The organism is Streptomyces sp. NPDC004721 (assembly GCF_053601495.1).
On the sequence record NZ_JBSGBZ010000018.1, the window covers coordinates 92,279 to 104,671 of the forward strand.

Here is a 12,393-nt window from a genome sequence, read left to right on the forward strand (position 1 = left end):
CGCCCGCCCCCTTCGCACCCCGGAAGGAACCGAACCCCATGGCCATGGACGCCATCTCCGTCATCCGCACCAAGCGGGACCGCGGCGAGCTCAGCGGCGAGCAGATCGACTGGGTGATCGACGCGTACACCCGCGGGGAGGTCGCCGACGAGCAGATGTCCGCGCTCGCGATGGCCATCCTCCTCAACGGTATGAACCGCGAGGAGATCGCCCGCTGGACCGCGGCGATGATCGCCTCCGGCGAGCGCATGGACTTCTCCTCCCTGTCCCGCCCCACCGCGGACAAGCACTCGACGGGCGGCGTCGGTGACAAGATCACGCTGCCGCTGGCCCCGCTGGTCGCGGCCTGCGGCGCGGCCGTCCCGCAGCTTTCGGGCCGCGGCCTCGGCCACACCGGCGGCACGCTGGACAAGCTGGAGTCGATCCCCGGCTGGCGGGCGCTGCTGTCCAACGAGGAGATGCTGTCCGTACTGGACGGCGTCGGCGCGGTGATCTGCGCGGCGGGCGACGGCCTGGCGCCCGCGGACAAGAAGCTGTACGCCCTGCGCGACGTGACCGGCACGGTCGAGGCGATCCCGCTGATCGCCTCCTCCATCATGTCCAAGAAGATCGCCGAGGGCACGGGCTCGCTGGTCCTCGACGTGAAGGTGGGCACCGGCGCCTTCATGAAGACCCTCGACGACGCCCGTGAGCTGGCCTCCACGATGGTCGGCCTGGGCACCGACCACGGCGTGCGGACGGTCGCTCTTCTGACCGACATGTCGACCCCGCTCGGCCTGACGGCGGGCAACGCGCTGGAGGTCCGCGAGTCGGTCGAGGTCCTGGCCGGCGGCGGCCCCGCGGACGTGGTCGAACTGACCCTGGCCCTGGCGCGCGAGATGCTGGACGCGGCCGGCCTGAAGGACGCGGACCCGGCGAAGGCCCTGGCCGACGGCTCCGCGATGGACGTCTGGCGCCGCATGATCGCGGCCCAGGGCGGCGACCCCGACGCCCCCCTGCCCACCTCCAGGGAACAGCACGTGATCACGGCCCCGTCCTCCGGCGTCCTGACCCGCCTCGACGCCTACGGCATCGGTGTCGCCGCCTGGCGCCTGGGTGCCGGCCGCGCCCGCAAGGAGGACCCGGTCCAGGCGGCCGCGGGCGTCGAGCTGCACGCCAAGCCCGGCGACCGGGTGACGGAGGGCCAGCCCCTGCTGACCCTCCACACGGACACTCCCGAGCGTTTCGAGTACGCGCTCCAGTCGGTCGAGGGCTCGTACGACATCGCGGCGCCCGGCACGGACTTCACCGCCTCGCCGGTGGTGCTGGAACGTATCGCCTGACCTGCGCTTTCCCCTTTTGGGTGAACGGGATCGGTGGACCTCCACCGGTCCCGTTCGGCATGCTGGGATCGGTGACGCACCGATAGGAGACCGCCATGAGCGCACTCACCGTCAGCCATGACCCCGAGCAGGGCTGGGACGACCTCGTCCGGTTCTGGGAGGAGACGGAATGGCCCGAGGGCAGCAAGGTGGAGATCATCGAGGGGATCGTCACCGTGTCACCTGCTCCCGCGTACCGCCACAACCTGATCGCGGAACGCATTCAGCGTCGCCTCTACTCAGTGGTCCCCGACGACTGGGGGATCTTCCAGACACTGGCCATTGCCGTGCCGTCGCGGCTGGGCATGCTCATTCCGGACCTTGTGGTGGCCCCGGTGCGGGAGGACACGGAGGCGGACACCCACATCCCGGCCGCCCTGGCCGAACTCGTGGTCGAAGTGACCTCCAAGTCCAACGCCCGCCACGACCGCATCAGCAAGCCCGCCGCCTACGCCACCGTTGGCATCCCGCTCTACCTCCTGGTCGATCGCTGGGCCCCCGGCGGCCCCACCGCGACGCTCTACGGAGAGCCCAAAGGCGATGTGTACCGCCCGCTGAGCAGCGTGAAGTTTGGCGAGGCCCTCAAGCTCCCCGCCCCCTTCGATCTCGTCATCGACACCGCCGAATTCCCGGTCGACTGACGAGCCGTCACCCCAGCAGTGCCGCGACCACCACCAGCGTCGACACCGACAGGATCGTCGACAGCAGGATGGACTCGCGAGCCAGGGACTCGCCGACGCGGTAGCGGCTCGCGTAGGTGAACAGGTTCTGGGCGGCGGGCAGGGCCGAGGTCACCACGACGTCCAGCAGGGGCGCCCCGCTCAGGCCGAAGACGCCCGCCGCCAGGGCCCAGGCCGCCAATGGCTGGCCCGCCGACTTCAGGGCGACGGCGAGCAGCACCAGGTGGCGATCGCGGCCGCGGCCGGGGGCCGCGCTGCCGCGCAGGGAGATGCCGTAGGCCAGCAGGACGGCCGGGACCGACATGTTGCCGATCAGGGTGATCGGGTCCATGACCGGGCCGGGCAGCCGCAGGCCGGTGGCCGAGACCAGGACCCCGCTCAGGGAGCCCACCGCGATGGGGTTGCGCAGCGGGGTGAGCAGGCGCCGCCACAGGGAGCCCTTCCCGCCCGACCCGGAGAGGTCGAGCACCGTCAGCGCGATGGGCGTGACCATGATCTGCTGGAACAGCAGGACCGGGGCCACCAGGGACGCGTCGCCCAGGACGTACGCGGCGATCGGGATGCCGAGGTTGCCGGAGTTGACGTAGCTGGAGCACAGCGCACCGATCGTGGTGCGGCCCACGCCCCAGCGCCGCACCGCGCCGAACGCCACGAAGACACCCGCCGCCGCGGCCGTGCTCATCGCCGTCACCAGCAGCCGGCTGGAGAAGATCAACGACAGGTCGGCCCGCGCGAGCGTCGTGAACAACAGGGCGGGGGACGCCACGTGGAAGGCCAGCCTGGTCAGCACCTCGCGGCCCTGGTCGCCGAGGGAGCCGCGGCGCCCGATCACATAGCCGACGCCGATCACCACCGCGATGACCGCGAACCCGCTCAGCACCCCTCGCACGCGGTCTCCTCCGCGGGCAGGAGGCCGTCGGGTATCCAGGGCGGTGGCGATCCGTGGGGCATACGGCCACCCTCCGGGGAGGGCGGCGAGCGGGTCAATGTGATCTTCGGCGGGCCTGTGGCCCCCGGACCGCGATGAGTTGTGCCCGGTCGCACGGTCTACAGATCGTGGATGCCAGGACACCTGCCGTGCTCGTGCTCGCCGGCCCCGTCACCAGGGAGGAGGTGGCGGGGCTGTGCGCGGACGTGCGGGCCCTGCTGGAGAACACCCGGACCGAAGTCGTCGTGTGCGACGTCGGGGGTCTCGGACCGCCGGGACTCGGCGTGGTCGACCTGCTCGCGCGGCTCCAGCTCACCGCCCGGCGGGCCGGCGGCCGCATACGGCTGCGCGACCCCGACCCGGCGCTAGACGGCCTCCTCCGCCTGGTCGGCCTCTCCTTCGAGCTGGAGCGGCAACCCGAACAACGGGAACCACCGCTGGGTGTCGAGGAAGCAGTGGAACCCGGTGATCCGGCCCTCTGACGTCTCCAGGACCTGCACCGCCCACGCGGTGAAGCCGCCCTTCTCCGGGTCCGGCTTGTACTGGGCGAAGCCCGGCAGCCCGTTGGCCCGCACCGGCAGCAGCCGGGAGCCCGCGCAGGCCGCGCCCAGCGTCGTCATGAAGCCCGTGATGTCCGACGGGCCCGTCAGCCACAGGTCGAACGGCGGCATCGTCATGACCGCGTCCTCGTGCAGCAACGCGGTCAGCTCCGCCATGTCGTACCCCTCGAACGCCTTCACATAGCGCTCCAGGAGCCGTTGCTGAGCCTCGTCCAGCGGGTCCGACACCGCCGCCTCGGCGGCCTTGTCGCCCCGCTCGGCGAGCGTGGCGCGCGCCCGCTGCAAGGCGCTGTTGACCGAGGCGACCGACGTGCCCAGCAGCTCGGCGACCTCGCTCGCCCGCCAGGCCAGCACCTCGCGCAGGATCAGCACGGCCCGCTGCTTGGGCGGCAGCTGCTGCAAGGCGGCCATGAAGGCGAGCCGCACCGACTCCTTGGTGACCGCCGCCTCCGCCGGATCCTCGACCGCCGGCAGCACACGGGCGTCCGGCACCGGCTCCAGCCAGGTGTGGTCCGGGCGCGGGGACAGCGCCGCGCGGGCCAGCGGCGTGGACTCGGTCAGGTCCATCGGCCGGGCCCGCTTGCTGCCCGCCGCCAGCATGTCCAGGCAGACGTTCGTCGCGATGCGGTAGAGCCACGAGCGCAGGCTGGAGCGCCCCTCGAACTTGTCGTAGCTCCGCCAGGCACGCACGAGGGTGTCCTGGACCGCGTCCTCCGCCTCGAAGGACGAGCCGAGCATGCGGTAGCAGTAACCGGTCAGCTCGACCCGGTACTCCTCCAGCCGCTCGTCGAGCTCCGCCGTCGCCGTCGTGCCGTTTCCCATCGTCCACCCGCCCCTGTGGCCGTCCCGTCCGGTGCGCGTCGTCACGCCCAGCACTTCGGAAGCTATCGCAGCCCACTGACAACGGCCGCTGGAGCGGAAGAACCCGCAGGTCGGGAGGGTGGCGCGCGGCCACGGGCCCGCCGCCGTGGGCGCCGGCGTCCCGGACGGCCCCCCGGGCGCGGGCGAGTAACTCCCCGACGGGGGGGCGTACGACCCCGTCGGGGCCCTCTGCGTTCTTCGCCCTTGATGACGGCGCCGGAGGTGCTGGAGGCACCGACGTCGGCCGACAGGCAGGCGCCCGGCGCGGCTACGCCGGCACCGGCTCCCACTGTGGCTGAGTGGCCCGGCTCCCGGCGCCCGGTGTGACCGAGCGGTCCGGTGCCCGGTTCCCGCCGTGGCCGAGCAGTCCGGCGCCCGGCGCGGCTATGCCGGCACCGGCTCCCGCCGCGCCGCGACCCTGGCCGCCCGCGAGCCGAGCACCGTGATCGCCACGACGCCCAGGACGGCCAGCAGTCCGACCCCGACCGTTCCCGCCCAACCCTGCGCGTGGAAGGCCACGGCGCCCACCGTGCTGCCCGCGCTGGAGCCGACGTAGTAGGCGGACTGGTAGAGCGCCGAGGCCTGAGCGCGGCCGTGCGTGGCCGTCCGGCTGACCGCCGAGGAGGCGACCGCGTGACCGGCGAAGAAGCCCGCGGTGATCAGGACCAGGCCCAGCAGGACCAGCGCGACCGAGTCCACCAGGGACACCAGCAGACCCGCCGCCGTCGTGGCGCCCGCCAGGTACAGGGCGCCCCTGCGGCCCAGGCGGCCCACCAGCCGCCCCGCCGTCGACGCGGACACCGTGCCCACCAGGTACACCAGGAAGATCGAGCCGACGATGCCCTGCGGCAGGGAGAACGGCGCCTCGGTCAGGCGGTAGCCGATCACCGTGTAGACCCCGCCGAACACCGTCATGAACAGCGCGCCGATCGCGTACAGGCGGCGCAGCAGCGGATCGGCGAGATGGTCGCGGACCGAGCGCGCCAGCACCCGCGGGCGCAGCGAGCCCGCCCGGAAGTGCCGGGGCGCCGGAAGCAGCAGGCGGAAGGCCACCGCGCAGCCCACCGCGATCACCCCGATCACCCCGACCGCCACCCGCCAGCCCCACTCCTGGGCGACCCAGCCGGTGATGACCCGGCCGCTCATGCCGCCCACGCTGTTGCCGGCCACGAACAGGCCGATCGCCGTGACCAGGGCCCGGGGCCGGACCTCCTCCGCCAGATACGCCTGCGCCGAGGCCGGCAGCCCCGCGAGGGCCGCGCCCTGGAGCGCCCGCAGCACCACCAGCGCGCCCAGCGACGGCGCGAACGGCACCAGCAGCCCGACGACCACCGCGACCGCCAGCGAGGCCGTCATGACCGTACGCCGTCCGAAACGCTCCGACAGCGCGCTCGCCGGGAGCACGAACAGCGCCAGGCCGCCCGTCGCGGCGGCCACCGTCCAGCTCGCGTCGCTCGCCGCCACGTGGAACTCGCCGGAGATCAGCGGCAGCAGGGCCTGCGTGGAGTACAGCAGCGCGAAGGTGGCGACACCCGCGAGGAAGAGGGCGAGGCTCATCCGGCGGTAGCCGGGGCCGCCCGGGGCCATACGGGAGTCGGGGACTGAGGCGACGGCGCCCACGGTGGTGAGCGCCCCGGTATCGGCGGGAGTCATACGGTGACCGTAGAAAGCCCCGTACTCATCCGTCCAATGCATGGACTCGGCATAATCGTTCCCATGGTGCATCAGCCGAGGTCGCAGCCGCGTCTGTCACAGACCGGTGACACAGAAGACATCGTCGCGTTGCTCGCGCCCCGCCTGGCGCACTTCGCCGGCGTGGCCCGCACCGAGCACGTCACCCGGGCCGCGCAGGAGATGCAGGTCCCGCAGTCGACGCTCTCGCGGGCCATGGTCCGGCTGGAGCAGGACCTCGGCGTCGACCTCTTCGCCCGCCGGGGCCGCACGGTTTCCCTGACCCCCGCCGGCCGCACCTTCCTCGCCTCCGTGCAACGCGCCCTCGCCGAGATCGAGCGCGCCGCCGAGGAGGTGCGCGCCGACGCCGACCCGGCCACCGGCAAGGTCGCCTTCGGCTTCCTGCACACCATGGGCGCCGAGACCGTGCCCGGCCTCATCCACGCCTTCCGGGCCGACCATCCCCGCGTCCGCTTCAGCCTGGTGCAGAACTACGGCGAGGCCATGCTGGAGGGGCTGCGGGCGGGCGAGCTCGACCTCTGCCTGACGTCCCCCGTGCCGGACGCCCCCGACCTGGTCGCCCGCCGTCTCGACGAGCAGAAGCTGCGCCTGGTCGTCCCCGTCGACCACCGGCTCGCCGCCCGCCGCCGCATCCGCCTGGCCGAGGCCGCCGAGGAGTCCTTCGTGACCCTGGAACCCGGCTACGGCCTGCGCCGCATCACCGACGCCCTGTGCCGGGAGGCCGGCTTCAAGCCGCGCATCGCCTTCGAGGGCGAGGAGGCCGAGACCCTGCGCGGCCTGGTCGCCGCCGGCCTCGGGGTCGCCCTGCTGCCCCCGCCGGCCTTCCCCCGGCCCGGAGTCGTCGAGCTGACGGTGACGGCCCCGCGCGCGGTGCGGGAGATCGGCGTGGCCTGGCTGGAGGGCCACCCGGACACCCCGCCGGTGGCGGCGTTCAAGAAGTTCCTCCTCGCCAAGCGCGGCAGTCTGCTCCCTACCTGACGGCGGGCGGCCCTACCGCCGCAGGGTCTTCCCGAACCCGGCCGCCAGCGGCATCCGCAGGCCCAGCGGCGGCGGAGCCGCCAGCGCGTCCTGCACCGGCCGCGAGAGCACCCGCCCGAACAGGGAGCCCATGACGAAGTCGGTGGTGAGCGCGACGACTTCGTCCCGGTACTGACGCAACCCGTGTCCGTCGGCGTGGACTTCGAACCGGCACACGTCCCGGTTCGCCTTCTTCGCCCGCTCGGCGAACCGGAAGGACAGCTCGGGATCGGTCCGTTCGTCGTTCGTGCCGTGCACGATCAGCACCCGGCGCCCGGCGAGCTGCCTGACCGGTTCGGGCGAGGCCGCCATGTCGGCCTCGGGCAGCCAAGGGGCGATGGCCACCACGGAGTTGACGGTCTCGTGCCCGGCGGCGTGCAGCGCGGCCCGGCCGCCCATGTCGAGGCCGGCCAGGCAGACCGGCACGTCCCCGTAGCACCGGACGACCTCCTCGACGGCCCAGGCCGCGTCCCGGGCCGGATGCGCCTCGGCGCCGTTCCAGCCGCGGTAGCGGTAGTGCACCACGTGCACGGCCAGGCCCTCCTCGCGCCCCGCGCGGGCCAGCCGGCGCCCCAGCGTGCGCATCGAGGCGGCCGCCAGCACCGGCGAGGGTCTGCGGGTGGAGACCTCCTGGCCGCCCGGGAGCAGCAGCACCGCTCCGCCCACCGCCGCCGGCTCCGGGCCGAGCGTCCTCCCCAGCCGGGCCGTGCGAACCGGCGTCGCTTGGTGTGCCATCAGATTCCTTTCGAGCGGACCGCCGGCTTCGGCCGGTTGGGGAATCGACTCCGCGATTGCGCTGCTGAGCAGCGTGGCATCCAATCTCGAATATGAGGCACCGTCAAAAGCGGTAGCGTTTTGGTCGTGGCCAGGGGTGACCGCCGGGAGTCGCTGAACCTTCGCGTGCCCCCGGATTTGAAGCGGCAGGTCGAGGAGTACGCCCACCGGGCGGGCATCTCGATCAGCGCTGCTGCGTGCGTTCTCCTCGCCGAAGCCCTGCGCCTTGAGCGGAGGCGCAGGGCGTGATCCGCGCGTACAAGTTCCTCCTGCGTCCCACCGTGCGTCAGGCGGCCGCGCTGGGTGAGATGTTGCGAGACCACTGCTCCCTGTACAACGGCGCATTGCAGGAGCGTCGGGACGCCTACCGGCACGCCTCGAAGACCACCGTCCGGTACGGCTACCAGTCCGCCCAGCTCAAGGAGATCCGGGCGTTCGACCCGGAACGTCAGGGCCGCTGGTCGTTCTCCTCCCAACAGGCCACCCTGCGGCGGCTGGACAAGGCGTTCGCCGCGTTCTTCCGCCGAGTGAAGGCCGGGCAGATTCCCGGCTACCCGCGGTTCAAGGGCGTCGGACACTTCGACACCGTTGTGTTCCCGAAGGACGGAGACGGCTGCCGCTGGGACTCCACCCCGCACGATCCGCAGACCCGCGTCCGCCTCCAGGGCGTCGGGCACGTCCGCGTGCACCAGCACCGTCCCGTGAAGGGCCGTGTGAAGACGATCGCGGTCAAGCGGGAGGGCAACCGCTGGTACGTACTCCTGTCCTGCGACGACGTGACTGCTGAGCTCCTGCCGCCCAGCGGTGCCGTGGTCGGCATCGACTTGGGCACCGTGCACTTCCTGACCACCTCGGACGGTGCGCACGTCGCCAACCCGAGGTTCCTCAACGCGATGGCCGAGGACCTGGCCGAGGCCCAACGGCACCTCGCCACGTTCCCCAAGCGCACCCGGCAGCGCACCAAGAGGCACCGCGCCGCCGCTCGAAAGGTCGCCAAACTCCACGCGAAGATCCGCAGGCAGCGCGTCGACTTCCACCACAAGACCGCGAACGCGCTGATCCGCGAACACGATGTGATCGCGTACGAGCGGCTCAACACGGCGGGCATGACGAAGGCGCCGGCGCCCAGGCCCGACCCCGAAGCACCTGGCGCCTTCCTGCCGAACGGCGCCGCCGCGAAGGCCGGGCTCAACCGCAGCATCCTGGACGCGGGCTGGGGGCAGTTCCTGACGATCCTGGCGAACAAGGCTGAAAGGGCCGGTCGCCTCGTGATCGGAGTGGACGCCCGCAACACCTCCCGCACGTGCCCGGCATGCGGGCATGTCGCGAAGGAGAACCGCGTCACCCAGGCGAAGTTCCAGTGCACGGCGTGCGGCTTCACCGCCAACGCTGACCGCGTCGGCGCGACGAACGTCCTCAACAGGGCCGGGCTGGTCCTCTGCGACGTGGCCTAGCCACCGTTGCAGGAAGCCCGCGCGTTCACGCGTGGGTGGAGTCACGACAGAACAGTGTCAGAAGCACCCGTGTACGCCACCCGTCCGGGCGGTCACCGTTACATATCGACGGATGTGTACACGCGATGATCTACGCGCGTAGGCGTTACAGTGCGGAAATGACGAGCCAGACTGCCCACCAGGGGGGCGCCCCGAGCTCGGACCAGATCCGCCGGGCGCCCAAGGTTCTGCTTCACGACCACCTCGACGGCGGGCTCCGCCCGGGAACCGTCGTCGACCTGGCCCGTACGACGGGCTACTCCCTGCTCCCCGAGACCGACCCGGACAAGCTGGGCCTGTGGTTCCGGGAGGCCGCCGACTCCGGCTCCCTGGAACGGTACTTGGAGACGTTCTCGCACACTGTCGCCGTGATGCAGACCCGCGACGCCCTCGTCCGGGTCGCCCGCGAGTGCGCCGAGGACCTCGCCGAGGACGGCGTCGTCTACGCCGAGGTGCGCTACGCCCCCGAGCAGCACCTGGAGGGCGGGCTGAGCCTGGAGGAGGTCGTCGAGGCCGTCAACGAGGGCTTCCGCGAGGGCGAGCGGACCGCCCTGGAGAACGGCCACCGGATCCGGGTCGGCGTCCTGCTGACCGCGATGCGGCACGCGGCCCGCTCCCTGGAGATCGCCGAACTCGCCAACAGCTACCGGGACTCGGGCGTCGTGGGCTTCGACATCGCGGGCGCGGAGGCCGGCTACCCGCCCACCCGGCACCTGGACGCCTTCGAGTATCTGAAGCGGGAGAACAACCACTTCACGATCCACGCCGGCGAGGCCTTCGGGCTGCCGTCCATCTGGCAGGCGCTGCAGTGGTGCGGCGCGGACCGGCTGGGCCACGGGGTGCGCATCATCGACGACATCCAGGTCCGCGAGGACGGCACGGTCGAACTGGGGCGGCTGGCCTCCTACGTCCGCGACAAGCGCATCCCGTTGGAGCTGTGCCCGAGTTCCAACCTGCAGACCGGGGCGGCGCCCTCGTACGCCGAGCATCCGATCGGGCTGCTGCGCCGGCTCCACTTCCGGGTCACGGTCAACACGGACAACCGCCTGATGTCCCACACCAGCATGAGCAGGGAGTTCGAGCAGCTGGTCGAGGCGTTCGGATACACGCTCGACGACATGCAGTGGTTCTCCGTCAATGCGATGAAATCAGCATTCATTCCTTTCGATGAACGACTGGCCATGATCAATGACGTGATCAAGCCGGGATATGCGGCGCTGAAATCCGAATGGCTGTTTCAGCAGACCGCGTCCACCAGGGGTTTCTCGACCTCGGAAGGCTGATCGGTGGATACGGGAACACATCCGGGGTGCATATTCCGTCGGTATTTCGATGTTTGCGGCGGACGGCTCGGCATGTTTACGGTCGTGGACCGCTCAGTTCCCTGTCTTCCACCCAAGGACGCGTTTTCATGAAGCAGTCTGCCGCCAAGTCCCTCGGTGTCGCCGCTCTCGGGGCCGCCTTCGCGGCCGCCGGCGCGGGCGCCGCGAACGCCGCGCCAGCCGTTCCGGACGCCGGCCAGGCACTCGGCACCGTCAGCAAGGCGCTCCCGACGGAGAACGTCACCAAGTCGCTGCCCGGCGCCGGTCAGGCGCTGAACCAGGCCAGGCCCGCGGTGCAGACGGGTCTCGCGGCCGCGCAGCCGGCCACCCAGGGCCTGCTCCAGAACGGCCCGACCAAGCCGGTCGCCGGTCTGCTCGGCGGACTGCCGGTGCGGGGCCTGCCCACCCACGGCCTGCCGGTGAACGGGCTGCCGCTGGGCTGAGCCGACCGCTCCCCGGACAACGGCACGGCTGGGGCGCACCTCCTGGTTCCAGGGTGCGCCCCAGCCGTGCCGTCGTTTCAGCGTGTCACCGCGTCGCCGTCTCCGCGTGCGCGGCTTTCACCACGCGCTGCCGGCCGTCTCCTCCGAGGGCAGCAGGATCCACAGCGCGATGTAGACCAGGAACTGCGGGCCCGGCAGCAGGCAGGACAGCAGGAAGATCACGCGCATCGTCGTCGCGGAGGTGCCGAAGCGCCGAGCCAGCGCAGCGCACACTCCGCCGAGCACGCGGCCGTGGGTCGGGCGGGCCAGGGCGGTCATGGTCGACTCCTTCGTGAGCTGTCGGTGCGGGGCCGCCCCGTCGGCTGCCCCGTCCGTCTTCCACGTTACGGAGACGAAGGGGGCAGAGCGTCGCTCCACGGGGCGAGGCCGACCCTGGGAATCGTCGGGGTGCGACCCTGAGGCGGGTCCTCCTGGCGCGGGGCCGGCCGGTTCCGGCGCTCGGCTCCGCGGCGGAGACGGGAGCGGCCCACGGGGACGACTGCGAGGTGCGCGAGGGCCACGCCCGCGGTGTTGAGCAGGAGTGTGTCGACGTCCACCACCCGGCCCGGTACGCCGGTCTGCAGCAGGGCGATGCCCAGCGAGACCAGGGTGCCCGCGGCGACCGTGCGGAACAGGGACCCGAGTGGAGAGACGCGGAGGCTGCCGTGCGTCATCGGCAGCAGTACGCCCAGCGGCGCGAGCAGCGCCAGTCCCTCGCCGATGCGCCGGGCCGCCCCGGGCCAGCCCAACGCCAGGTCGGCCCGGATGGTGGCGAGCGGACGCAGATTGGGCGGCGTCACCCAGGGGACGTCCAGCGGACGCAGCGTGAGCCAGGCGACGAGCGCGAGGTGGGCGACGAGGAGGACACCCCCTGTCACGCGGACGTGGATCGCGGCGCTGCCGCGGATGGAGCCTTGACGCTGCACGCCACCCAAGACGCGGCCCCCGGCACGATCGGTTCCGGCCGGACGGCACACTCCATGGTGAGTGCTGCGCCACACTCGCGCGCCGCGCCTGTGTGCCGCGCCTGTGCGTCATGGCCCTGTGCCACACTCGTGCGCCACGATCCCGCGGCACACCTGTGCACCGCACCTGTGCGTCACGGCTTTGCGCCGCGTCTGTGGGTCACGGCCCTGTGTCACACCCCTGCGCCGCGCCCGTGGGCATGGTCATCGGCGTCGGCCCAGGTGCCCGCCGTGCCCCCGGTCCGGCGGCGCCGGGCG

At 72.1% G+C, this 12,393-nt stretch carries 13 protein-coding genes; 7 read left to right on the plus strand and 6 right to left on the minus strand.

Annotated elements, in window-relative coordinates; genetic code table 11:
• The first annotated feature begins 38 nt into the window (after positions 1 to 38).
• Both ACWEK3_RS18710 and ACWEK3_RS18715 read left to right on the plus strand, forming a co-directional pair.
• Positions 39 to 1,322 carry a thymidine phosphorylase gene (locus tag ACWEK3_RS18710; protein ID WP_141359083.1) on the plus strand — a complete coding sequence of 428 codons (1,284 nt, stop codon included), beginning with the start codon at positions 39 to 41 and terminating at the stop codon, positions 1,320 to 1,322.
• A gap of 95 nt (positions 1,323 to 1,417) precedes the next feature.
• The gene (locus ACWEK3_RS18715; RefSeq protein WP_453250143.1) at positions 1,418 to 2,002 is read left to right on the plus strand and encodes a Uma2 family endonuclease; all 585 of its coding nucleotides are present in this window, start codon (positions 1,418 to 1,420) and stop codon (positions 2,000 to 2,002) included.
• 7 nt (positions 2,003 to 2,009) lie between these two features.
• On the opposite strand, the gene ACWEK3_RS18720 is transcribed toward ACWEK3_RS18715, so the two are convergent.
• Complete coding sequence (locus ACWEK3_RS18720) at positions 2,010 to 2,930, minus strand: AEC family transporter (RefSeq protein WP_453250144.1); 921 nt, start codon at positions 2,928 to 2,930, stop codon at positions 2,010 to 2,012.
• A gap of 134 nt (positions 2,931 to 3,064) precedes the next feature.
• Here ACWEK3_RS18720 and ACWEK3_RS18725 point away from each other — a divergent pair, with 134 nt between their 5' ends.
• Positions 3,065 to 3,451 (plus strand): STAS domain-containing protein, encoded by a 387-nt coding sequence (locus ACWEK3_RS18725; RefSeq protein ID WP_453250145.1) that lies wholly within the window; start codon positions 3,065 to 3,067, stop codon positions 3,449 to 3,451.
• Here the strand turns inward: ACWEK3_RS18725 and ACWEK3_RS18730 are convergent.
• Positions 3,335 to 4,351 carry a sigma-70 family RNA polymerase sigma factor gene (locus ACWEK3_RS18730; RefSeq protein ID WP_361416016.1) on the minus strand — a complete coding sequence of 339 codons (1,017 nt, stop codon included), beginning with the start codon at positions 4,349 to 4,351 and terminating at the stop codon, positions 3,335 to 3,337. The two genes, ACWEK3_RS18725 and ACWEK3_RS18730, sit on opposite strands and share 117 nt — an antisense overlap.
• A 423-nt stretch (positions 4,352 to 4,774) precedes the next feature.
• A complete protein-coding gene (locus tag ACWEK3_RS18735) occupies positions 4,775 to 6,043 on the minus strand; it encodes an MFS transporter (RefSeq protein ID WP_453250146.1) in 1,269 nt (422 codons plus the stop codon).
• 63 nt (positions 6,044 to 6,106) lie between these two features.
• Here ACWEK3_RS18735 and ACWEK3_RS18740 point away from each other — a divergent pair, with 63 nt between their 5' ends.
• Complete coding sequence (locus tag ACWEK3_RS18740) at positions 6,107 to 7,060, plus strand: LysR family transcriptional regulator (protein WP_361415849.1); 954 nt, start codon at positions 6,107 to 6,109, stop codon at positions 7,058 to 7,060.
• A gap of 12 nt (positions 7,061 to 7,072) precedes the next feature.
• On the opposite strand, the gene ACWEK3_RS18745 is transcribed toward ACWEK3_RS18740, so the two are convergent.
• The gene (locus ACWEK3_RS18745) at positions 7,073 to 7,834 is read right to left on the minus strand and encodes an alpha/beta hydrolase family protein (RefSeq protein ID WP_453250147.1); all 762 of its coding nucleotides are present in this window, start codon (positions 7,832 to 7,834) and stop codon (positions 7,073 to 7,075) included.
• A 284-nt stretch (positions 7,835 to 8,118) separates the two neighbouring features.
• On the opposite strand from ACWEK3_RS18745, the gene ACWEK3_RS18750 reads away from it, so the two are divergent.
• From ACWEK3_RS18750 to ACWEK3_RS18760, 3 genes are all read left to right on the plus strand, one after another.
• Positions 8,119 to 9,327: an RNA-guided endonuclease InsQ/TnpB family protein gene (locus ACWEK3_RS18750; protein WP_453250148.1), complete on the plus strand. Its 1,209-nt coding sequence runs from the start codon at positions 8,119 to 8,121 to the stop codon at positions 9,325 to 9,327.
• A gap of 158 nt (positions 9,328 to 9,485) precedes the next feature.
• Positions 9,486 to 10,649, plus strand: coding sequence for an adenosine deaminase (locus tag ACWEK3_RS18755; protein ID WP_450547573.1), 1,164 nt, complete (start codon positions 9,486 to 9,488; stop codon positions 10,647 to 10,649).
• Positions 10,650 to 10,777: 128 nt separating this feature from the next.
• Positions 10,778 to 11,131 (plus strand): ATP-binding protein, encoded by a 354-nt coding sequence (locus tag ACWEK3_RS18760; RefSeq protein ID WP_450547574.1) that lies wholly within the window; start codon positions 10,778 to 10,780, stop codon positions 11,129 to 11,131.
• A gap of 117 nt (positions 11,132 to 11,248) precedes the next feature.
• Here the strand turns inward: ACWEK3_RS18760 and ACWEK3_RS18765 are convergent, their stop codons facing one another.
• Together ACWEK3_RS18765 and ACWEK3_RS18770 are read right to left on the minus strand one after the other, a co-directional pair.
• Positions 11,249 to 11,449 carry a PspC domain-containing protein gene (locus ACWEK3_RS18765; RefSeq protein ID WP_141359063.1) on the minus strand — a complete coding sequence of 67 codons (201 nt, stop codon included), beginning with the start codon at positions 11,447 to 11,449 and terminating at the stop codon, positions 11,249 to 11,251.
• Between the two features lie 65 nt (positions 11,450 to 11,514).
• Positions 11,515 to 12,096 carry a VanZ family protein gene (locus ACWEK3_RS18770; RefSeq protein ID WP_450547576.1) on the minus strand — a complete coding sequence of 194 codons (582 nt, stop codon included), beginning with the start codon at positions 12,094 to 12,096 and terminating at the stop codon, positions 11,515 to 11,517.
• Positions 12,097 to 12,393: the final 297 nt, after the last annotated feature.

Excerpts from the sequence above, each read along its gene's own strand:
- ACWEK3_RS18745 (WP_453250147.1), bottom strand. The coding sequence starts at position 7,834 with ATGGCACACCAAGCGACGCCGGTTCGCACGGCCCGGCTGGGGAGGACG.
- ACWEK3_RS18715 (WP_453250143.1), top strand. The coding sequence starts at position 1,418 with ATGAGCGCACTCACCGTCAGCCATGACCCCGAGCAGGGCTGGGACGAC.
- ACWEK3_RS18760 (WP_450547574.1), top strand. The coding sequence starts at position 10,778 with ATGAAGCAGTCTGCCGCCAAGTCCCTCGGTGTCGCCGCTCTCGGGGCC.
- ACWEK3_RS18730 (WP_361416016.1), bottom strand. The coding sequence starts at position 4,351 with ATGGGAAACGGCACGACGGCGACGGCGGAGCTCGACGAGCGGCTGGAG.
- ACWEK3_RS18740 (WP_361415849.1), top strand. The coding sequence starts at position 6,107 with ATGGTGCATCAGCCGAGGTCGCAGCCGCGTCTGTCACAGACCGGTGAC.
- ACWEK3_RS18710 (WP_141359083.1), top strand. The coding sequence starts at position 39 with ATGGCCATGGACGCCATCTCCGTCATCCGCACCAAGCGGGACCGCGGC.
- ACWEK3_RS18755 (WP_450547573.1), top strand. The coding sequence starts at position 9,486 with ATGACGAGCCAGACTGCCCACCAGGGGGGCGCCCCGAGCTCGGACCAG.
- ACWEK3_RS18735 (WP_453250146.1), bottom strand. The coding sequence starts at position 6,043 with ATGACTCCCGCCGATACCGGGGCGCTCACCACCGTGGGCGCCGTCGCC.
- ACWEK3_RS18765 (WP_141359063.1), bottom strand. The coding sequence starts at position 11,449 with ATGACCGCCCTGGCCCGCCCGACCCACGGCCGCGTGCTCGGCGGAGTG.
- ACWEK3_RS18725 (WP_453250145.1), top strand. The coding sequence starts at position 3,065 with ATGAGTTGTGCCCGGTCGCACGGTCTACAGATCGTGGATGCCAGGACA.